The organism is Roseovarius tibetensis, from assembly GCF_050896375.1.
Lineage (GTDB): Bacteria > Pseudomonadota > Alphaproteobacteria > Rhodobacterales > Rhodobacteraceae > Roseovarius > Roseovarius tibetensis.
This window is the reverse complement of record NZ_JBPBBB010000026.1, coordinates 25,946-44,265: the sequence shown is the minus strand read 5'-3', so window position 1 is coordinate 44,265 and position 18,320 is coordinate 25,946. Positions and strand designations below refer to the sequence as shown.

General features: G+C 66.2%; 19 protein-coding genes. 8 read left to right on the top strand and 11 right to left on the bottom strand.

Annotated elements, in window-relative coordinates; genetic code table 11:
• A partial coding sequence (locus ACROSR_RS14970; RefSeq protein WP_432686433.1) for a VPLPA-CTERM sorting domain-containing protein occupies window positions 1-707 on the top strand: 707 nt, incomplete at its 5' end.
• 103 nt (window positions 708-810) lie between these two features.
• Here the strand turns inward: ACROSR_RS14970 and ACROSR_RS14965 are convergent.
• On the bottom strand, window positions 811-1,377 hold the full coding sequence (locus ACROSR_RS14965; RefSeq protein ID WP_432686431.1) for a YqgE/AlgH family protein: 567 nt from the start codon (window positions 1,375-1,377) through the stop codon (window positions 811-813).
• A gap of 135 nt (window positions 1,378-1,512) precedes the next feature.
• Between ACROSR_RS14965 and ACROSR_RS14960 the strand changes: the two genes are divergently transcribed.
• On the top strand, window positions 1,513-2,325 hold the full coding sequence (locus tag ACROSR_RS14960; protein WP_432686429.1) for a protein-disulfide reductase DsbD domain-containing protein: 813 nt from the start codon (window positions 1,513-1,515) through the stop codon (window positions 2,323-2,325).
• Between the two features lie 6 nt (window positions 2,326-2,331).
• Here the strand turns inward: ACROSR_RS14960 and ACROSR_RS14955 are convergent, their stop codons facing one another.
• The 3 genes from ACROSR_RS14955 to ACROSR_RS14945 all read right to left on the bottom strand — a co-directional run bounded on the left by ACROSR_RS14955 (window position 2,332) and on the right by ACROSR_RS14945 (window position 4,229).
• Window positions 2,332-3,159: an arginyltransferase gene (locus tag ACROSR_RS14955; RefSeq protein WP_432686427.1), complete on the bottom strand. Its 828-nt coding sequence runs from the start codon at window positions 3,157-3,159 to the stop codon at window positions 2,332-2,334.
• Between the two features lie 85 nt (window positions 3,160-3,244).
• Complete coding sequence (locus ACROSR_RS14950; protein ID WP_432686425.1) at window positions 3,245-3,694, bottom strand: RDD family protein; 450 nt, start codon at window positions 3,692-3,694, stop codon at window positions 3,245-3,247.
• 67 nt (window positions 3,695-3,761) lie between these two features.
• Window positions 3,762-4,229, bottom strand: a complete 468-nt coding sequence (locus tag ACROSR_RS14945; protein ID WP_432686423.1) for a YbaK/EbsC family protein — start codon at window positions 4,227-4,229, stop codon at window positions 3,762-3,764.
• A 79-nt stretch (window positions 4,230-4,308) separates the two neighbouring features.
• On the opposite strand from ACROSR_RS14945, the gene ACROSR_RS14940 reads away from it, so the two are divergent.
• The 4 genes from ACROSR_RS14940 to ACROSR_RS14925 are packed head-to-tail and all read left to right on the top strand — an operon-like array spanning window position 4,309 to window position 9,177.
• Window positions 4,309-7,107 (top strand): bifunctional [glutamine synthetase] adenylyltransferase/[glutamine synthetase]-adenylyl-L-tyrosine phosphorylase, encoded by a 2,799-nt coding sequence (locus ACROSR_RS14940; protein ID WP_432686421.1) that lies wholly within the window; start codon window positions 4,309-4,311, stop codon window positions 7,105-7,107.
• A 3-nt stretch (window positions 7,108-7,110) separates the two neighbouring features.
• Window positions 7,111-7,383 carry a hypothetical protein gene (locus tag ACROSR_RS14935; protein ID WP_432686419.1) on the top strand — a complete coding sequence of 91 codons (273 nt, stop codon included), beginning with the start codon at window positions 7,111-7,113 and terminating at the stop codon, window positions 7,381-7,383.
• Window positions 7,384-7,438: 55 nt separating this feature from the next.
• Window positions 7,439-8,635, top strand: coding sequence for an RSP_2647 family RNA methyltransferase (locus tag ACROSR_RS14930; RefSeq protein WP_432686417.1), 1,197 nt, complete (start codon window positions 7,439-7,441; stop codon window positions 8,633-8,635).
• Window positions 8,632-9,177, top strand: coding sequence for an RSP_2648 family PIN domain-containing protein (locus ACROSR_RS14925; RefSeq protein ID WP_432686415.1), 546 nt, complete (start codon window positions 8,632-8,634; stop codon window positions 9,175-9,177). The genes ACROSR_RS14930 and ACROSR_RS14925 overlap by 4 nt, the downstream gene beginning before the upstream one ends.
• 55 nt (window positions 9,178-9,232) lie before the next feature.
• Here the strand turns inward: ACROSR_RS14925 and ACROSR_RS14920 are convergent, their stop codons facing one another.
• From ACROSR_RS14920 to ACROSR_RS14905, 4 genes are read right to left on the bottom strand one after another with little or no spacing between them, the layout of a single operon-like run.
• A complete protein-coding gene (locus ACROSR_RS14920) occupies window positions 9,233-10,417 on the bottom strand; it encodes a vWA domain-containing protein (RefSeq protein ID WP_432686413.1) in 1,185 nt (394 codons plus the stop codon).
• Window positions 10,418-10,423: 6 nt separating this feature from the next.
• Window positions 10,424-10,591, bottom strand: coding sequence for a hypothetical protein (locus ACROSR_RS14915; protein ID WP_432686411.1), 168 nt, complete (start codon window positions 10,589-10,591; stop codon window positions 10,424-10,426).
• Window positions 10,592-10,595: 4 nt separating this feature from the next.
• Window positions 10,596-12,020 carry a DUF2927 domain-containing protein gene (locus ACROSR_RS14910; protein WP_432686409.1) on the bottom strand — a complete coding sequence of 475 codons (1,425 nt, stop codon included), beginning with the start codon at window positions 12,018-12,020 and terminating at the stop codon, window positions 10,596-10,598.
• A 2-nt stretch (window positions 12,021-12,022) separates the two neighbouring features.
• On the bottom strand, window positions 12,023-12,862 hold the full coding sequence (locus tag ACROSR_RS14905) for an AAA family ATPase (protein WP_432686407.1): 840 nt from the start codon (window positions 12,860-12,862) through the stop codon (window positions 12,023-12,025).
• A gap of 193 nt (window positions 12,863-13,055) precedes the next feature.
• Here ACROSR_RS14905 and dksA point away from each other — a divergent pair, with 193 nt between their 5' ends.
• Together dksA and ACROSR_RS14895 are read left to right on the top strand one after the other, a co-directional pair.
• Window positions 13,056-13,478 (top strand): RNA polymerase-binding protein DksA, encoded by a 423-nt coding sequence (dksA, locus tag ACROSR_RS14900; RefSeq protein WP_432686405.1) that lies wholly within the window; start codon window positions 13,056-13,058, stop codon window positions 13,476-13,478.
• An 88-nt stretch (window positions 13,479-13,566) separates the two neighbouring features.
• Window positions 13,567-14,736 carry an FAD-dependent oxidoreductase gene (locus tag ACROSR_RS14895; RefSeq protein WP_432686403.1) on the top strand — a complete coding sequence of 390 codons (1,170 nt, stop codon included), beginning with the start codon at window positions 13,567-13,569 and terminating at the stop codon, window positions 14,734-14,736.
• Window positions 14,737-14,801: 65 nt separating this feature from the next.
• Here ACROSR_RS14895 and xth read toward each other — a convergent pair whose 3' ends face one another.
• From xth to ACROSR_RS14880, 3 genes are read right to left on the bottom strand one after another with little or no spacing between them, the layout of a single operon-like run.
• Complete coding sequence (gene xth / locus ACROSR_RS14890; RefSeq protein ID WP_432686401.1) at window positions 14,802-15,584, bottom strand: exodeoxyribonuclease III; 783 nt, start codon at window positions 15,582-15,584, stop codon at window positions 14,802-14,804.
• A complete protein-coding gene (locus ACROSR_RS14885) occupies window positions 15,581-16,921 on the bottom strand; it encodes a pyruvate dehydrogenase complex dihydrolipoamide acetyltransferase (RefSeq protein WP_432686399.1) in 1,341 nt (446 codons plus the stop codon). The genes xth and ACROSR_RS14885 overlap by 4 nt, the downstream gene beginning before the upstream one ends.
• Before the next feature lie 12 nt (window positions 16,922-16,933).
• A complete protein-coding gene (locus ACROSR_RS14880) occupies window positions 16,934-18,307 on the bottom strand; it encodes a pyruvate dehydrogenase complex E1 component subunit beta (RefSeq protein WP_432686397.1) in 1,374 nt (457 codons plus the stop codon).
• Window positions 18,308-18,320: the final 13 nt, after the last annotated feature.

Genomic DNA, 18,320 nt, shown 5'->3' with positions numbered 1-18,320 from the left:
GCGGTCAAATACGCTTGATCCGCTGGCCTCGTCATGGGATCTTGACGTCAGATGGTAGGCCACTTGGGGAATGTCGGTTAGGAAGTAACAAGATGAAGACTTTGATGTGGTCTTGCGCCCTCGGCGTGATGTGTGCACTCGGATCGGGCCAGGATGTCGCGGCCGCGACACTCGAGTTCGAGGGCGTTGCGCCAGATAACGGGATCCTGAATGTCTCACCGGCAGAGCCCTACGCGGAGAACGGATTTACGATCACGCCCTCGAACGCGGATTCAGCGGTTTTCGATACGACCAGTTCCGTGTCCATGCCCGGAAATGACACGAGTTTTCTCGGGTTCTCGGGGACCAATTCGCTTGTTTTGACCGTCTCATCCGGGCCGGGGAACGTCTTCAACCTTTTGGGGCTGGACGCTGGTGTAATTTCATTGTCAGAACCCCAAGACATCACGCTAACCATTGCGGGCTCTCAGGCCGGCGGGGGCACCCTGAGTTTCACGAGCGATCCGTTGTCGACGCTGACGACCCTGACGTTGAATTGGACGGACCTCACCAAGGTCACGTTCTCTGCGAATGACGATGCCGGTCTGGACAACATCAACGTGTCGGCATCTGAAATTTCCGTCGTACCGCTGCCCGCAGCGTTGCCGTTGCTACTTGCCGCGCTTGGCGGGCTGTTTGTCATGCGACGGTCCACGCCGGTCGCCTGAGCGATTCAGCCGCGATCCAACGCAACCAATGCGACGGCACCGTCCCTGCATGGGACGGTGCCATTTCTTTTCAGTGGTCTGTTCAGCGGTCCGGTCCGACAGATCAGGCGCGGCCGCCGTCCGAGGACAGCATCAACGCCGAGACGCCAAGCCGGTCCAGCGCCGCGGCCCATTTGCCGGAATTCGGTGTGGCAAAGACAAGGTCCGCATCCGCATCGCAGGTCAGCCAGCCGTTCTGCGTCAGCTCCGCCTCGAGCTGCCCCGGCCCCCAGCCCGCATACCCCAGGGCGATCAGGGCGTTGGCGGGCCCGCGCCCCTCTGCCATGTCCTCGAGGATGTCGAGAGTGGCGGTCATCGCGAAGGTGTCGCTGACCTCGAGCGTGGAAATCGCCGAGACATAGCCCGCGTCATGCAGCACGAAACCGCGCCCATGCTCGACCGGGCCGCCGAAATGCACGGGCCGGTCGCGAAATGCCTCGCCCGGCGTGATCGAGAGCTGGTCCAGCAGGTCGTGCATGTTCAGGTCGTCGGCGGGTTTGTTGATGATCAACCCCATCCCGCCCTCGTCCGAATGCGCGCATATGAACACCACGGCATTGGCAAACCGGGCATCGCCCATGCCGGGCATCGCGATCAGGATTTTTCCGGTGAGATCGGTCTCTTGCGTCATGCACGGGGCCTTTTCTGTCATGCAAACAGCATGGGGGTGCGGGACCACGGGCGCAAGGCGGGTATTCCTGTCCCGGCAGGATTTCTCGCTTGAATGTGAGTTGGCATTCGCCGTGTCATCCGCCATGTCAGGGTCATGATACAGACTGTAGCCCTCTTGATCCTCGCCGCCATGACGGCATTTGCCACCCCCCTCGGCGCACGGTCGCCCGGGGACATGGTAACGGTCAGCGTTCTGCCCGGCTGGCAGATGCCGGACGGCACGCATGTCGCGGCGCTGCGGTTCAGCCTTGCCGAGGGCTGGAAGACCTATTGGCGCGCGCCCGGCGACGCGGGCATTCCGCCGCGGCTGGACTGGCGCGGCTCTGGCAATCTGGCCGCGGTGGACATCGTCTGGCCGACGCCGCAGCAGACCGTGACCAGCGGCATGCGCACGATCGGATATGCGCGCGAACTGGTGCTGCCGCTGCGCCTCACGCCCCGGCGGGCCGGTCATCCCATCGCGCTCGAGGCGCGGCTGGAGATTGGGATCTGCAAGGATGTCTGCGTGCCGGTCGATCTGACGGTGGGCCGGGACCTGCCCCCCGGACGTGACGACCGTGACCCCAAGATCGCCGCCGCCCTTGCCGCACGCCCCTATACCGCCGCCGAGGCCGGGGTGGGCCGCGTGGCCTGCACCCTGTCGCCGATCGAGGGCGGCGGGCTGCGGCTTGTGGCCGAGATCGACATGGACCGGCGCGGAGCGCGCGAACTTGTCGTGGTCGAGACGGATGCCCCCGATCTATGGGTCGCCCAATCGGAAACGGAGCGTCAGGGCAATCGCCTGCGTGCCGTGACCGAGATCCATCATGTCGAGGGACGCGGTTTCATGATCGACCGCTCGGGGCTGCGTCTGACGGTGCTGAGCACAGGTGACGCGGTCGATATCCGGGGCTGTCCGGCGGGTTGACGCGGCTTAGCGGGTGCGGCGTCGGGGTGTGCCGTCGGGCAGGGCGATATTCGCGACCTGCTCGGATATCGGATCATTGACCAGAGGGTGCGCCTGTGCGTGAAAATCCTTCGGGTCCCGCATCTTCTGCCAGCTTCCGTCGGCGTAGACCTCCAGCCCCGCAAACGCGGCCTTGTACCCCATCTTGGGGCTGCCGGGCACCCAGTATCCAAGATAGACATATGGCAGGTCGTTCTCGCGGGCGATCTCGATGTGATCGAGAATGACATGCGTTCCCAGCGATGCCTTGGGCCGGTCCGGTTCGAAAAAGGAATAGACCATGCTGACCCCGTCATCCAGAATGTCGGTGAGGCAGACCGCGACCAGATCGCCGCTTTCGGCGTCGCCGTATTCCACGACCCGCGTGCGGATCGGGGTTTCCTCGATCATCGCGGCGAATTCGAACGTGTCCATGTCGGCCATGCCGCCGGCCGCGTGCCGGCTTTCGAGATAGCGGCGGAACAGGTTGTACTGGTCCTCTGTGGCCCAGGGCGAGGTCGCGCGGCGGCGCAGATGCGCGTTGCGCTTTTGCGTGCGCTTCTGGCTTTTGGACGGTGTGAAGTCGGCGACGTTGATCCGGGCCGACAGGCACGCCGCGCAATCCGCGCAGGACGGCCGGTACAACACGTTCTGCGAACGGCGAAATCCCTGTTTCGACAACCCGTCATTGAGACGTTGCGCATCCGTGCCATGCAGGGCCGTGAACAGCTTGCGCTCCATCCGCCCCGGCAGATACGGGCAGGGTTGCGGGGCCGTCACGTAGAATTGCGGCGCGATGGGAAGCGTGTGTCGCATGCTTGGATCCGGGACCGAGTTCTTGTCTTTTGCCCTGAACGTAGCAACCAAGCGTGCGGTCGCCAAGAGGCTTGTCATCCGCGCGTCACATCGCGGCACGCCGATTGACCGCGACGGTGCCCAGTACCAGGTCCGACAGCCCCTGTCCGCGGGCCCCGGTCAGCATCAGGACGATGGAGATGACCTGAAGGATCGGCAGCGCGAAAGAGATCGTCAGCCCCAGCGTATGCGCGACGGCCAGTCCTGGGCTGAACCGCGCGCCATCCACGGCGCGAAACTCGATCGCCATCAGGCCCATCCCCCATGTCGCCGATGCGCGCGCGATCGTCACCACCCGGTAGGCAAAGCCGACCACCGCCATCAGCACCGGAAAGAAGAACAGCCCAGTGAATGCCGTGAACGGCACGATCAGCAGGCTGATCAGAAGGATCACGAGCGTGTCCACGACGAACGCCACCAGCCGCTTGGCGGGAACATCGGCATAGAATTCCGGTTGCCTTTCGGGGTCAGGCAGGTGCCATGTGATATCGCTCATGCGGTGGGATCCTTGGACGGGGTCGGGTGTGCTAAAGGTTGCCACCGGGGCGGCGGATTGCAAGGGATCACCCGGTGAACTCTGCCACGTCCGCCCCCGAAAGCCATAACAGGTCACGCGGCGCGATCGCGAACAGGTGGCGCGGCGTGCCGGCCGCGGCCCAGACCTGCGCGAACTCCAGCAGCGTCGGATCAAAGAAGGCCCGCGGGCGCGTCAGGTGTCCAACCGGGGCGACGCCGCCGATCGCGAACCCGGTCTGCGCCCGGATGAGGGCGGCATCCGCCTTGCCGAGCGGCTCATGCGCGACCGTCGCTGCGCGCGTGTCATCGACGCGGGCGGCCCCCGAGGTCACGAACAACACCGCCGCGCCGGTGTCCTGACCGCGCAGCATCACGGATTTGGCGATCTGCGCCACATCGCATCCGACCAGATCTGCCGCCAGTCTCGCGGTTGTCGCGTCGCCGATCTCGACCGGCACGATGTCAAGCCCGGCCTCCTGCAAGACACGGGTCACGCGGCGCACACTCTTGCTCATGGGTTACCTCCGGTTTTTCGCAGTATTCCTGCACGGCAGGGCATTGACCAGCCCGATCCCGCTTGTATCACTCTGTTGCATGAAATTCGCTGATCGCATCACCCGCCTGCCGAACCCGTACGACCCCAAGGACGGGGACGAGGCGCGCGCGGCGCTGCCGGATCTTGCCGGCCCGGTTTCGGATCTTCTGGCCGGTGCGGGCGGGTGCAGCCCGTTCCTGAAATCGCTGATCCAGCAAGAGGCTGCATGGCTCGCCGGTGCGCTGGACAAACCCGACACGGCGTTCGACGCACTTCTCGGCGATCTTGCACAGGTTGCGCCCGACCGTCTGGGGCCTGCGCTGCGTACGGCCAAGCGCCGGGTCGCGGTGCTGCTCGGCCTCGCGGATCTGGCCGGGGTCTGGTCGCTGGAAGAGGTGACAGGACGCCTGACGACCTTTGCCGATCTGGCCTGTGACCTGGCGCTCAAGGCCGCGCTTGGCGCGGAAATCCGGCGCGGCAAGCTGCCGGGCATGACCGAGGCCGATCTGGACACCGGCGCGGGCATGGTCGTTTTCGCCATGGGCAAGATGGGGGCACACGAACTCAATTACAGTTCCGACATCGACCTCATCTGCCTGTTCGACGAGACACGGTTCGCCCGCGACGATTTCCACGAGGCACGCGCCAGCCTGGTGCGCGCGACCCGCAAGATGGCCGGGATGCTGAATGATCGCACGGCCGACGGCTATGTCTTTCGCACCGATCTGCGCCTGCGGCCGGATTCGGGCGTCACCCCGGTCTGCATGGCCATGGCGGCGGCAGAGACCTATTATGAAAGCCTCGGGCGCACATGGGAGCGCGCCGCGTGGATCAAGGCGCGGCCCTGCGCCGGCGATATCGAGGCGGGCAAGCGGTTTCTGACCACGCTGCGGCCCTTCGTGTGGCGCAAGCATCTCGATTTTGCCGCCATCGACGACGCTCATAACATGCGGCTGGCGATCCGCGCGCACAAGGGACTGGGCGGCCCCTTGTGCATCGACGGGCATGACATGAAGCTGGGGCGCGGCGGCATCCGCGAGATAGAGTTCTTCACCCAGACCCGTCAGTTGATCGCGGGCGGGCGCGACGCCGATCTGCGGGTGCGCGGCACGGTCGAGGGGCTGGACCGGCTGGCCCGCAAGGGATGGGTGCCCGAAGACGCCGCCGACACGCTGACGCGGCACTACCGCTTTCACCGCGAGGTCGAGCACCGCGTCCAGATGCTGCGGGACACGCAGACCCACGATCTGCCCGACACCGCCGACGAGTTCGACCGCCTTGCCGCCTTCATGGGGCGCGAGCGCGACGAGCTGCGCGCCGATCTCATCGCGCGCCTGACCGAGGTGCACGAACTGATCGAAGAGTTTTTCGCACAGGATGACGTGACCGGGGACGCGCCGGATGCGCAAGCGGTCCCCGATGCGCTGGACGCCGACGTGATCGCCCGCTGGCCCGGCTACCCGGCGTTGCGTTCGACCCGCGCGGTCGAGATCTTCAACCGACTGAAGCCCGATATCCTGGCCCGTCTGGCGCGCACCGCCGAGCCGAACGAGGCGCTGCTGGCCTTTGACGGCTTTCTGTCGCGGCTGCCCGCCGGTGTGCAGGTCTTTTCGCTGTTCGAGGCCAATCCGCAACTGATCGACCTGCTTGTGGATATCGTCGGCACGGCCCCCGTGCTGGCCCAGTACCTCGCGCGCAACGCGGACGTGTTCGATGCCGTCATCGCCGGCGATTTCTTCGCCGACTGGCCGGGATGCGCGGCGCTTGTCGCCGAGGTGTCCGACCGGCTGGCGCGAGAGGACGATTACGAACGCGCGCTCGATGCGGCCCGCCGCTGGCACAAGGAATGGCATTTCCGCGTCGGTGTGCATCACCTGCGCGGGCTGATCGACGCGGACAGGGCAGGGGGGCAATATGCCGATCTGGCCGAGGCGGTGATCGTGGCCGTCTGGCCACGGGTCATCGCGCAATTCGGCGAAAAACACGGGGCACCGCCGGGACGCGGTGCGGCGGTCATCGGCATGGGGTCGCTCGGGGCCGGGCGGCTCAACGCGCGGTCCGATCTCGACCTGATCGTGATCTACGATGCGGGCGATGCCGACGGATCGGACGGGCGGCGTCCGCTGGCCGCGCGCCCCTATTACGCCCGGCTGACGCAGGCGATGATCACCGCGCTCAGCGCGCCGATGGCCGAGGGACGGCTTTACGAGGTGGACATGCGGCTGCGCCCCTCGGGCAATCAGGGGCCGGTTGCCACGAACTGGCCGGCCTTCCGCAACTACCAGCAGGACGAGGCCTGGACATGGGAGCACCTGGCGTTGACCCGCGCGCGCGCGATCGCCGGGGACGAGAGCCTTGCCGAGGATGTCGAGACCTTCCGCGCCACGCTGATTTCCGAGACATCCGCGCCCGGTCAGGTCGTGTCGGCGGTGGCGGACATGCGCGCCCGGCTGGCCGATGCCAAGCCCCCCGACGGGCCGTGGGATCCCAAGCTGGGCCCCGGACGGATGCTAGAGATCGAGCTGATCGCGCAGGCCGGGCACCTGATGGCGGGGCGGCCCGCGCGCGACGTGGCCTCGGGTCTTGAGGCAGGTGTCGCAATCGGCTGGCTGAGTGACGCCGACGGCACAGCGCTGATGCAGGCACATGCGCTTTGCTGGAAGGTGCAGATGGTGGCGCGGCTGATCAGTGACAAACCGCTTGCGCCAGACCGGATCGGTGAGGGTGGCGCGGCGTTCCTGCTGCGCGAAACGAAGGAAGAGAGCCTGCAGATGTTGGAAACCCGGCTTGGCGAGACCTGCGCGGCGGCGGCGCGGGTGATCGACGCCTGCCTTTCGCGCAGCATGTCGGCGCGGTGATCCTTGGAACGTGATCCGCTGGACCCCAAGGGCCTGATCCGCGAGGCCTACCGCATCGACGGGATCGGCCCGGGCGAGTGTCGCTCGATATTTCTCGACTGGGCGCTGTCGCAATCCGACGAGATGCCCGGCGCGCAGAGTATCGCACAGCTTGTCGAACGCTATGCTCCGGCGCATCCCGATCACCCGATGACCGCCGTCTTGCGCGAGGGACTGACCGACGCCGGGCGCCCGCGCCGCCGCGGTGGGTGGCGCTCGCGCCCGCGCGAGCCCTGAGCGGCACGCAACTTCGCGCTTTCGCGGGTGCGGCAAAGGGCGTAATGGGATCGTCATGACAGACCTCCCTTACCCCGTGATCCGACTGCGTCCCAAGGTGCAGGACCGCGCCATCCGGCATGGCGCGCCTTGGGTTTTCGACAACGAGATCGTGACCGACCGGCGCACCAAGGCGCTGCGGCCCGGCACGATTGCCGTGCTCGAGGATGCGGAACGCGCGCCCCTTGGTCTTGTCGCGGTCAATCCTGCGTCGAAAATCATGGCGCGCATGCTGGATCGTGATGTCGCGGCCCGGATCGACGTCGCGTGGCTGGCCGCGCGCCTGACCCGCGCGCACCAGATGCGCGACCGGCTGTACGATGCGCCGTTCTACCGCCTTGCCCATGCCGAGGCCGACGGCCTGCCTGGTGTGGTGATCGACCGGTTCGACGACATCGCGGTGGTCCAGCCGAACGCCGCATGGGCCGAGGCGCTGTTGCCAGACCTGACAGAGGCCCTGCGTCAGGTGACGGGTGTGACCACGGTGCTCAAGAATGCCGGCGGCCGCGCGCGCGGCCTCGAAGGGCTGGACGGCGAAAACGCGGTGCTCGCCGGCACGCCCCCCGCGGCGCCGGTGCCCGTGCCAATGAACGGCGCCACGTATCTCGCCGATCTGACCGGCGGCCAGAAGACGGGGCTGTTCTACGATCAACGGCCCAATCACGCCTTTGCCGCGCGGCTGGCGGCAGAGGCACGGGTGCTGGATGTCTTCGCCCATGTCGGGGGATTCTCGCTGGCGACCCTTGGGGCGGGGGCACGTCACGCGCTGGCGGTGGACGGGTCCGCGCCGGCGCTCGATCTTGCACGTGACGGGGCCGCGCGGACGGGCGTGGCCGAGCGGTTCGACACGCGGCGCGGGGACGCCTTCGAGGTGATGGAGGCGCTCGCCGCCGAGGGCGCGCATTTCGATCTGGTGATCTGCGATCCCCCTGCCTTTGCCCCGTCCAGACAGGCGCTGGAAAAGGGTCTGCGTGCGTATGAGCGTGCGGCGCGGCTGGCCGCCGGGCTCGTGGCCCCCGGCGGCTATCTGGGGCTTTGCTCATGCTCGCACGCGGTGGATCTGGGCCGCTTCCGCACCGCCTGCACGCGCGGTATCGGGCGCGCCGGGCGCAGCGGGCAGTTGATCCATACCGGCTTTGCCGGTCCCGATCATCCCCTGCATCCCAACCTCGCCGAGAGCGGCTATCTCAAGGCACTGTTCTACCGGCTATGAAGGTGCTTCTCGATACTTGTGTCATCTATCCGACGGTAATGCGCGAGCTGATCTTGGGTGTTGCGGGGAAGGGGGCGTTCATTCCCCTCTGGTCCGAAAGGGTGCTGGCCGAATGGGTGCGCGCCACCGCGAAGATCGGGCCCGATGCGCAAGCCCAGGCGACCGGCGAGGCGGCGCTGATGGCGGCGCGCTGGCCCGGCGCGTGCGTGGGGTATGCGTCATCGCTTGAGGCGCGCCTGTGGCTGCCGGACCCGGCGGACCGGCACGTTCTGGCGGCGGCGATCGCGGGCTCGGCCGACGGTATCGTGACGCTTAACGCCCGTGATTTTCCGAGGGGCGTTCTGGCCGAGGAGGGGCTGTGGCGCGCCGATCCCGACGCCTTCCTGCACGGCATCTGGCAGGCGCAGCCGGATCTGGTTGCAGAGGTGGCCGAGGACGTTCTGACCAAGGCGCGGCGGCTGTCCGAGGGCGATTGGGAAATGCGCGCGCTGTTGAAAAAAGCACGGTTGCCGCGTCTGGCCAAGGCGTTGTCACAGCCTTGAGCGTGGTGCAGGCGGAGACGGTGGCTTTTGGGTATTTTTGCCAAGAAGAAAACGATTACCTGACAAGCTGCCGCATGCCCTGATCGAGCCCTTCGAGGGTCATCGGCACCATGCGGTCATCGAAGATCTCGCGGATCATGCCGATGGAATGGGTGTAGTCCCACAGACGGCGCGGCACGGGATTGATCCACAGGTGATCGGGCCATTGCGCGCGGGCGCGCTCCAGCCAGACCTGGCCTGCCTCGGCGTTCCAGTGCTCGTTGGCGCCGCCGGGATAGGCGATCTCGTAGGGCGACATGCTGGCATCGCCGACGAAGATGCACTTGTAATCCGATCCGTAGGTGTTGAGCACCTCGGATGTCGGGGTCTGCGCGTTCCAGCGCCGGGCATTGTCGCGCCACACGCCTTCGTAAAGGCAGTTGTGGAAATAGTAATGCTCCAGATGCTTGAATTCGGCGCGCGCGGCCGAGAACAGCTCTTCGGCGACCGTGATATGCGGGTCCATCGATCCGCCCACATCCAGAAACAGCAGCACCTTGACCGCGTTGCGCCGTTCGGGACGGGTCTGCACGTCGAGATAGCCATGCTCGGCCGTGGCGCGGATCGTGCCGTCGAGGTCCAGTTCCTCGGTCGCGCCGTCGCGCGCCCATTGGCGCAGGCGTTTCAGGGCGACCTTGATGTTGCGCGTTCCCAACTCGACACTGTCGTCGAGATTGCGGAACTCGCGCTTGTCCCAGACCTTGACTGCGCGTTGGTGGCGGCTTTTGTCCTGGCCGATGCGCACGCCTTCGGGGTTGTAGCCATGCGCGCCGAAGGGCGAGGTGCCGGCGGTGCCGATCCATTTCGAGCCGCCCTGGTGGCGGCTGTCCTGCTCCTTGAGCCGTTCTTTCAGCGTCTCCATCAGCGCCTCGAACCCGCCAAGCGCCTCGATCTCGGCTTTTTCTTCCTCGCTGAGATGCGCCTCTGACATCTTTTCCAGCCAGTCGGCGGGCAGGTCCACCGCCTCGAGCACCTGTTGCGGGTCAATCGCCTCGAGCCCCGAGAAGGTGGCGGCGAAGGCGCGGTCGAAGCGGTCGATCAGGCGCTCGTCCTTCACCATCGCGCTGCGGGCGAGGTAGTAGAAGCCGTCGATGTCGTAGATCACCAGATTGGCGCGCATCGCCTCGAGAAAGGTGAGATACTCGCGCAGAGACACCGGCAGGCCGGTCTTGCGCAGGTTTTCGAAGAACGGCAGGAACATCGCGGCCTAGATCATGCTGCGGTGGATGATCAGCGTGGCGAACAGGCCGGCAATTCCGAAGAGCAGGGCATAGACGAAGGCGTATTGCAGCACATCGGCAAGTTCGCCCTTGCGTCGCCGCGCGATCACGGCCCCGACGATGCCGCCCAGAACCGCCCCGATAATGATGATCATCGCCCTATCCTTTCGGTTCTTCGCGCCGGGCCCGCCTGTCCGTGACAGCGATCGACCAATCCAGACCGTAGCCGTAACGCGCCCAACCCAGACTGTCCAGCCTGACGCGGCGCGCCTCGGCGGCGTCGCCCGTGAGGTCGAGCGCATCGGCGCGCAACATCAGCAGCGTCGCGAGAAGTGCCGCGTTTTCATGACGTTTCGCGGTCTCTACATGCGGGGCAAGCCGTTTCAGCGCATCGTCGCCGCGCCCGGCTTCCAGGTCCTGGCTGGCCAGGTGCACGCCGACATGGGCGCGGTGAATGTCGGTTCCGGGGCTGCGCCGGAAGAACTGATCGGCGGCAAGGAACTGGTCCCGTGCGCGGCCGGGATCGCTGCCTTGCAACAGCTTGCCCAAGGCGAAATGGCTGAAGCCGCGGCGATGATCGGCCAATCCGGATGCCTGCGCGATGCGCAGCGCCTTGGCCGCGGCCGTCCGTCTCGCCGCGGGGCGGGTCCCGGGCGCGAGCGCCGCCTGCATCGCGTTGATCCAGGCGCGCGGGGTGGGCGTGCGATCCAGTGACGCGATCCGGTCGCCCTGCGGATTGAGGCGGCTCAGGATCGCGGGCAATCGGGCCGCGACCTCTTGCCGCGTCATGCCGGATGTCAGTTCGGGCGCGTAATAGGTCCGCAGGATCAGCATGTCGAAGCCGGTAAGCACGGCATGCATGTTGTCGTCGTTGAACACGCTGTCGCTTAGCCTGTAAAGATCGTTGAGCGGCCCCAGCGATTGGGCCAGTTCCTCGTGCAGGCAATCACGGGCCTCTTGCGGGCTGGAATCGTTGGGTACGAAGATCGCGATCCTGTCGCGCCGCGTGATCCGGGTCCAGTCAGTGCGCTGAAGGCGGCGTGCCTGTCGATATTCGGTGATCCGCGAGATGTTCGGCACGACGAAACAGGCGGCCGTCGGGACATACCGTCGGATGAGCGCGCGGGGTATGGCCTCTATGGTGATGTTCGCGCCGCCGCCGGTCACGCGCCGTATGTCCAGATCGGCCTCTGTGCGCAGGCGGTCGATCAGGCGATCGAGATCGGTAGCCAGGCGCGCGGGGGGTGCGCCGGTCAGACGCACGGTCACCGGGCCTTCGAACCGCGAAAAACGGGGCAGGGTACGGCCCGATTCCATCTGGAAGCTCAGATCGAGGAAATCGCGCATGATGTCGCGGTTCGCGCGCTGCGGTGCCATCGGGCGCGGTGCCGCGAAAGTCTGCATCGGGGGCAACGCGCCGCGGTCCGGCAGGGCGGCGCGCGACGCCGGGCCGCGCGCCTCGTCGCCGGCCGGGGCACATGCGGCGAGCAACAGGCAAACCGGCAGCCAGGCACGTCGCGCCCGGCCCGGGCGGCGATATGCACCGGCACGCGCCCCCGGCGTGCCATGGTCGCGCGTCCACATGCCTACCGCTGACGACGCGCCATGAAGGCGAGGCGTTCGAAAAGATGTACGTCCTGCTCGTTCTTCAGAAGCGCGCCATGCAGCTTGGGCAGCGCGTCGGCCCCGTCGCGGCGCAGGTCCGCTGGATCCAGATCCTCGGCGAGGATCAGCTTCAGCCAGTCGAGCACCTCCGAGGTGGACGGTTTCTTCTTCAGCCCCGGCTGGTCGCGGATCTCGTAGAACTGCGTCAGCGCGGTGGTCAGCAACGCCTCCTTGATGCCGGGGTGATGCACCTCGACGATGCGTTTCAGGGTCTCGGCCTCGGGAAAGCGGATGTAGTGGAAGAAACAGCGCCGCAGGAAGGCGTCGGGCAGTTCCTTCTCGTTGTTGGAGGTGATGATGATCACCGGGCGATGCGCGGCGCGGACCGTCTCGCCGGTTTCGTAGACGTGGAATTCCATGCGGTCGAGTTCCTGCAGCAGGTCATTGGGAAACTCGATATCTGCCTTGTCGATCTCGTCGATCAGCAGCACCACCTTCTCGTCGGCCGCGAACGCCTCCCACAGCTTGCCGCGGCGGATGTAGTTGCGCACGTCATGCACGCGCTCGTCTCCAAGCTGGCTGTCGCGCAGGCGGCTGACGGCGTCGTATTCGTAAAGGCCCTGCTGCGCGCGGGTGGTCGACTTGATGCTCCACTCGATCAGTCGCAATCCGAGCGCCTGCGCCACCTGCCGGGCCAGTTCGGTCTTGCCGGTTCCGGGCTCTCCCTTGACCAGAAGAGGACGCTCCAGCGTGACCGAGGCGTTGACCGCGACGGTCAGGTCGTCGGTCGTGACATAGGTGTCGGTCCCTTGAAAATTCATAGGCGTTTCAATCCTTTCGAAGCACGATTTGCGGCACTGCCGCGACACACTATGTCGAACCACAATTCACATCAATGCCATGTGTTTGACTAGTGACAAACTGGCACGTCCGGTATAGACGAGCCGAAGTAGCAAAGCCCGACTGTCGCAGGAGGTTACAATGCCGGACACTTGGCTTGAAGAAGGGATGGACATGAAATCTGAAGTGTTTCTGCCCGAGGATTACCGACCGGCGGAAGATGAACCATTCATGAACGCGCAGCAGCTCGAATACTTCCGCCGCAAGCTGGTCGCGTGGCGCCAGGATCTTCTGGATGGAAGCCGGGAAACGATCGAAGGATTGCAGGACGGCACGCGGGCCATTCCGGATGTCGCCGACCGGGCCAGCGAGGAAACCGACCGGGCCCTTGAATTGCGCACCCGTGACCGCCAACGCAAGCTTGTGTCCAAGATCGATGCCGCGCTGCGCCGTATCGACGACGGCGAATTCGGCTATTGCGAGATGACCGGAGAGCCGATCAGCCTCAAGCGGCTGGACGCGCGACCGATCGCCACCATGACGCTGGAGGCGCAGGAACGCCACGAGCGGCGTGAGAAGGTGCACAGGGACGACTAGGCCATACCGGCGCCAACGCGCCTGGGTCGAAATATAGAGCGGCGCCGGGGGTCAGGCTCCCGGTGTTTTTGTTTTCCGGAAGGCCATCATGAAACTGGACGCGCTCAGGGTCTGCGTGATCGGTGCCGGCATCGGCGGACTGGCTGTGGCGCGCGTGCTTGCACAGCGTGGCGCGCGGGTCAGTGTTCTTGAGCAGGCCCCCGAGATCGCAGAGATCGGCGCGGGCCTGCAGGTCAGCCCCAACGGATTTGCCGTGCTGCGCGGGCTCGGGTTGGACGACGCGCTGCGCGGACAGGCCGTGCAGGCCCAGGCCGTCAGCCTGCGCGACTACAAGGGTGGCGAGGTGTTGCGTCTGAACCTGGGCGCGCTTGCGGATAGCGAGTACCATTTCATCCACCGGGCCGATCTGATCGACATACTGGCCGAGGGGGCCCGAGCGGCCGGCGCACGTATCCGTCTCTTGCAGAAGGTGGTGCGGGCCGAGGGCGGGGCGCAGCCTTCTGTACACCTTGCCAGCGGCGCGCGGTTCGACGCCGATCTCGTGATCGGAGCCGACGGGCTGCATTCGGTGGTGCGGCGCGCGCTCAACGGCACCAGCGCGCCGGTTTTCACGCGGCAGGTGGCGTGGCGCGCGACGGTGCCCAACCGCTGGGGCCGCGGCCCCGAGGTGCGGGTGCATATGGGACCGATGCGTCATCTGGTCAGCTACCCGCTGCGAGGGGGCGAGATGCTCAACCTTGTCGCGGTGCAGGAGCGCGCCGCCTGGACCGCCGAAAGCTGGAGCCAAAGAGACGATCCCATGGCGCTGCGCGCCGCGTTTGGCGATTTCGGAGAGGATGCCCGTGCCATGCTCGACACGGTCGAAGAGGTGAACCTATGGGGTCTGTTCCGGCATCCTGTGGCGCCGATCTGGCATGCGGGCGGGCTGTCGATCCTTGGGGACGCGGCGCATCCCACGCTGCCGTTTCTGGCCCAGGGGGCATCCATGGCGCTAGAGGATGCGTGGGTGCTGGCCGATGCGCTGTCGGCCGAGGCGACGGTCGATGCGGCGCTTGCCCGGTATCAGGCCCGGCGCGAACACCGCACCGCACGGGTCGTCACGGCGGCCAGCCGCAACGCTTGGAAGTACCACCTGGCTTTTCCGCCGCTGCGATGGGCTGCGCATACCGCGCTGCGCGCGGGCGGGCGGTTTGCGCCGGCCCGCATGATGCGGCAGTTCGACTGGCTGTATGGGCATGACGTGACGCGCGCGGTTTAACGCCCGCGCCACGGAATTTTCGAAAATTCCGGTCAAGAAAATTTCGAATTTTCTTGCCGCGCCGCTCAGGCGTCGATCTCGACCCAGATGGGGACGTGATCCGACGGCTTTTCCCGGCCCCGCACCTCTTTCTCGATGTGGCAGTCTGTCATCAGATCCGCCGCTTGCGGGCTGAGCAGGAAATGGTCGATGCGGATGCCGTCGTTGCGGTTCCACGCCCCGGCCTGGTAATCCCAGAACGTGTAGTGCCCCGGCCCCTGCACCTGCGCGCGGAAGGCCTCGGTGAAGCCGAGATGCACGATCCGCCGGAACGCCGCGCGGCTGTCGGGCAGGGCAAGCGCATCGTCGCGCCACGCGTCCGGCTTGGCCGCGTCCTCGTCCTGGGGGATGACGTTGTAATCGCCGCCCATCAGGACCGGTTCCTCGCTGTCCAGAAGGTCCGTGGCCCGGGCGCGCAGCCGGTCCATCCAGCCCAGCTTGTAGTCGTATTTCGGCCCCGGCGCGGGGTTGCCGTTGGGCAGGTAAAGCCCGCACAGCCGCACCGCGCGCCGCGCGCCCATCACCGTGGCCTCGATCCATCGGGCCTGTTCGTCCGCGTCGTCGCCGGGCAGGCCGCGGGTGACATCCTCGAGCGGGAATTTCGACAGGATCGCCACGCCGTTGAAGCCCTTCTGGCCATGTGTCTCGACGTTGTATCCGCGATCCTCGAACGGCTCGCGCGGGACGTTCTCATCGACGGATTTCAGTTCTTGCAGCAGCACGACATCCGGTTCCGCCGCGTCCAGCCAGTCGGTCAGCGCGGGCAGCCGCGCCTTGATCCCGTTGATGTTGAAACTCGCGATCCTCATGCCAGCATCACCATCGGGTTTTCCAAGTTCTCGACAATCCGGGCCAGAAGCTGCGCACCGAGCGCCCCGTCGATCACGCGGTGGTCCACCGACAGCGTCACCGACATGACGGTCGCCACGGTCAGTTCGCCATCTGCGCCCACCACCGGTTTCCTCAGCCCCGCGCCGACAGCCAGAATACCACCATGCGGCGGGTTGATGACCGCGTCGAAATTCTCGATTCCGTACATGCCGAGATTGGAAATCGCGAAGGTTCCGCCCTGATACTCCTGCGGGGCCAGCTTCCGGTCGCGCGCGCGTTTGGCCAGATCCTTCATCTCTGCCGACAGCGCCGACAGCGATTTCATCTCGGCATCGCGCAGAACGGGGGTGAAAAGACCGCCCTCGATGGCCACGGCCACCGCCACGTCCGAAGGTTTCAGTTTCAGAATCCTGTCGCCGGCCCAGACCGCGTTGGCGTCCGGCACGTCCTGAAGCGCCAGCGCGCAGGCCTTGATGATGAAGTCGTTGACCGACAGCTTCACCCCGCGCGGTTCGAGCTGCGCGTTCAACTCGGCGCGGAACGTCATCAGCGCGTCCATGCGGATCTCGCGGCGCAGGTAGAAATGCGGCACGGTCTGCTTTGCCTCGGTGAGACGCGCGGCGACGGTGCGACGCATCCCGTCGAGCGTCACCACCTCGTAGTCGCGCCCGTCATACATGGCGGCGACCGCATCTGCGGAGGGGCCGGATGGCGCGGCCGGTGCAGCCGGGGCAGGGGTCTTGTCCGCCGGTTTGGCGGCCTCCTTGGCGGTGGCGGCTGCGGGCTTGGCGTCCTCTACATCGGCGCGCACGATGCGCCCATGCGGGCCGGACCCCTTGATTTGCGTGAGATCCAGTCCCTTCTCGGCGGCGATCCGGCGGGCGAGGGGCGAGGCGAAGATGCGGGTGCCGTCGGCTGTCTGCGGGGCTGCTGGCGCGCGCGTGTCGGGGACCGCAGACGCGGGTGCGGCCGTCTCGGAGCCCCCTGTGGGGGCCGCCTCGTCGGCCGCGTCGGACCGCGTCGCGGCCTCCGGCGCGGGGGTCGATGCGGTATCCATGTCGGACGCGCTCTCGCCGTCCTCCAGCAGCACCGCGATCGGGGTGTTGACCTTCACCCCTTCTGTGCCTTCCGCAATCAGGATCTTGCCGATGGTGCCCTCGTCCACGGCCTCGAATTCCATCGTGGCCTTGTCCGTCTCGATTTCGGCCAGAAGGTCGCCCGCGTTGACGGTGTCCCCCTCCTTGACCAGCCATTTGGCCAGCGTGCCCTCTTCCATGGTGGGTGAGAGGGCTGGCATCAGTATCTCGGTCGGCATGGCGTCTCTCCCTCAGCGATAGGTCACTTGGCGCACGGCGCGGGTCACCTCGTCGACGGAGGTCAGCGCCAGCTTTTCGAGATTGGCCGCGTAGGGCATGGGCACGTCCTTGCCGGTGCAGTTGATCACCGGCGCATCGAGATGATCGAAAGCATGCTGCATCAGCACCGACGAGATATGATTGCCGATGGCGCCCACCGGCCAGCCCTCTTCGACAGTCACGCAGCGGTTGGTCTTCTTGACGCTTTCGATCACGGTGGCGGTGTCCATCGGGCGCAGCGTGCGCAGGTCCACCACCTCGGCCTCGATCCCGTCCTCGGCCAGTTTTTCCGCCGCGTCCAGCGCGTAGGTCATGCCGATGCCGAAGCTGACGATCGTCACGTCGGTCCCCGTGCGCCAGATCTTCGCCTTGCCGAAGGGGATGGTGAAATCGTCGAGCTTGGGCACCTCGAAGCTTTTGCCATAGAGGATCTCGTTTTCGAGAAAGATCACCGGGTTGGGATCGCGGATCGCGCTTTTCAGCAGGCCCTTGGCGCAGGCCGCCGAATAGGGTTGGACCACCCGCAGGCCGGGCACATGCGCGTACCACGCCGCGTAATCCTGGCTGTGCTGGGCCGCCACCCGCGCCGCGGCCCCGTTCGGGCCGCGAAAGACGATCGGGCTGCCCATCTGCCCACCCGACATGTAAAGCGTCTTGGCCGCCGAGTTGATGATCTGGTCCATCGCCTGCATCGCGAAATTCCACGTCATGAATTCCACCACCGGGCGCAACCCGCCCCACGAGGCCCCGATGCCGATACCCGCAAACCCGTGTTCGGTGATCGGCGTGTCGATCACGCGTTTCGCGCCGAACTCGTCCAGCAGGTTCTGCGTGATCTTGTAGGCGCCTTCGTATTCGGCGACCTCTTCGCCCATGACGAACACGGCATCGTCGCGGCGCATCTCTTCGGCCATCGCGGTGTTGAGCGCCTCGCGCACGGTCTTCTTTTCCGTCTCGGTGCCGTCGGGCCAGTCGGGGCTGGTATCGGCGCGGGGCGTGGCGGGGGCCGCCGCCTTGGCCGGGCTTGGGGCGGGCCGGGGTTTCTGCGCTGGCGCGTCGGCTTGCGGGGCAGGGGCGGCGTCGTCGAGATCTTCGGCGCTTTCGCCTTCGTCGAGCAGCATGGCGATCGGCGTGTTGACCTTCACGCCCTGCGTTCCGTCCGCGATCAAGATCTTGCCGATCGTGCCCTCGTCCACGGCCTCGAATTCCATCGTGGCCTTGTCGGTCTCGATCTCGGCCATGATGTCACCGGCCTTGACGGTGTCGCCTTCGCTTACCAACCATTTCGCAAGGGTGCCTTCCTCCATCGTGGGCGACAGCGCGGGCATAAGGATCTCGGTGGCCATTCTCGTCTCTCCT

Excerpts from the sequence above, each read along its gene's own strand:
- ACROSR_RS14965 (WP_432686431.1), bottom strand. The coding sequence starts at position 1,377 with ATGACGCAAGAGACCGATCTCACCGGAAAAATCCTGATCGCGATGCCC.
- ACROSR_RS14960 (WP_432686429.1), top strand. The coding sequence starts at position 1,513 with ATGATACAGACTGTAGCCCTCTTGATCCTCGCCGCCATGACGGCATTT.
- ACROSR_RS14955 (WP_432686427.1), bottom strand. The coding sequence starts at position 3,159 with ATGCGACACACGCTTCCCATCGCGCCGCAATTCTACGTGACGGCCCCG.
- ACROSR_RS14950 (WP_432686425.1), bottom strand. The coding sequence starts at position 3,694 with ATGAGCGATATCACATGGCACCTGCCTGACCCCGAAAGGCAACCGGAA.
- ACROSR_RS14945 (WP_432686423.1), bottom strand. The coding sequence starts at position 4,229 with ATGAGCAAGAGTGTGCGCCGCGTGACCCGTGTCTTGCAGGAGGCCGGG.
- ACROSR_RS14940 (WP_432686421.1), top strand. The coding sequence starts at position 4,309 with ATGAAATTCGCTGATCGCATCACCCGCCTGCCGAACCCGTACGACCCC.
- ACROSR_RS14930 (WP_432686417.1), top strand. The coding sequence starts at position 7,439 with ATGACAGACCTCCCTTACCCCGTGATCCGACTGCGTCCCAAGGTGCAG.
- ACROSR_RS14925 (WP_432686415.1), top strand. The coding sequence starts at position 8,632 with ATGAAGGTGCTTCTCGATACTTGTGTCATCTATCCGACGGTAATGCGC.
- ACROSR_RS14920 (WP_432686413.1), bottom strand. The coding sequence starts at position 10,417 with ATGTTCCTGCCGTTCTTCGAAAACCTGCGCAAGACCGGCCTGCCGGTG.
- ACROSR_RS14915 (WP_432686411.1), bottom strand. The coding sequence starts at position 10,591 with ATGATCATCATTATCGGGGCGGTTCTGGGCGGCATCGTCGGGGCCGTG.
- ACROSR_RS14910 (WP_432686409.1), bottom strand. The coding sequence starts at position 12,020 with ATGTGGACGCGCGACCATGGCACGCCGGGGGCGCGTGCCGGTGCATAT.
- ACROSR_RS14905 (WP_432686407.1), bottom strand. The coding sequence starts at position 12,862 with ATGAATTTTCAAGGGACCGACACCTATGTCACGACCGACGACCTGACC.
- dksA (WP_432686405.1), top strand. The coding sequence starts at position 13,056 with ATGAAATCTGAAGTGTTTCTGCCCGAGGATTACCGACCGGCGGAAGAT.
- ACROSR_RS14895 (WP_432686403.1), top strand. The coding sequence starts at position 13,567 with ATGAAACTGGACGCGCTCAGGGTCTGCGTGATCGGTGCCGGCATCGGC.
- xth (WP_432686401.1), bottom strand. The coding sequence starts at position 15,584 with ATGAGGATCGCGAGTTTCAACATCAACGGGATCAAGGCGCGGCTGCCC.
- ACROSR_RS14885 (WP_432686399.1), bottom strand. The coding sequence starts at position 16,921 with ATGCCGACCGAGATACTGATGCCAGCCCTCTCACCCACCATGGAAGAG.
- ACROSR_RS14880 (WP_432686397.1), bottom strand. The coding sequence starts at position 18,307 with ATGGCCACCGAGATCCTTATGCCCGCGCTGTCGCCCACGATGGAGGAA.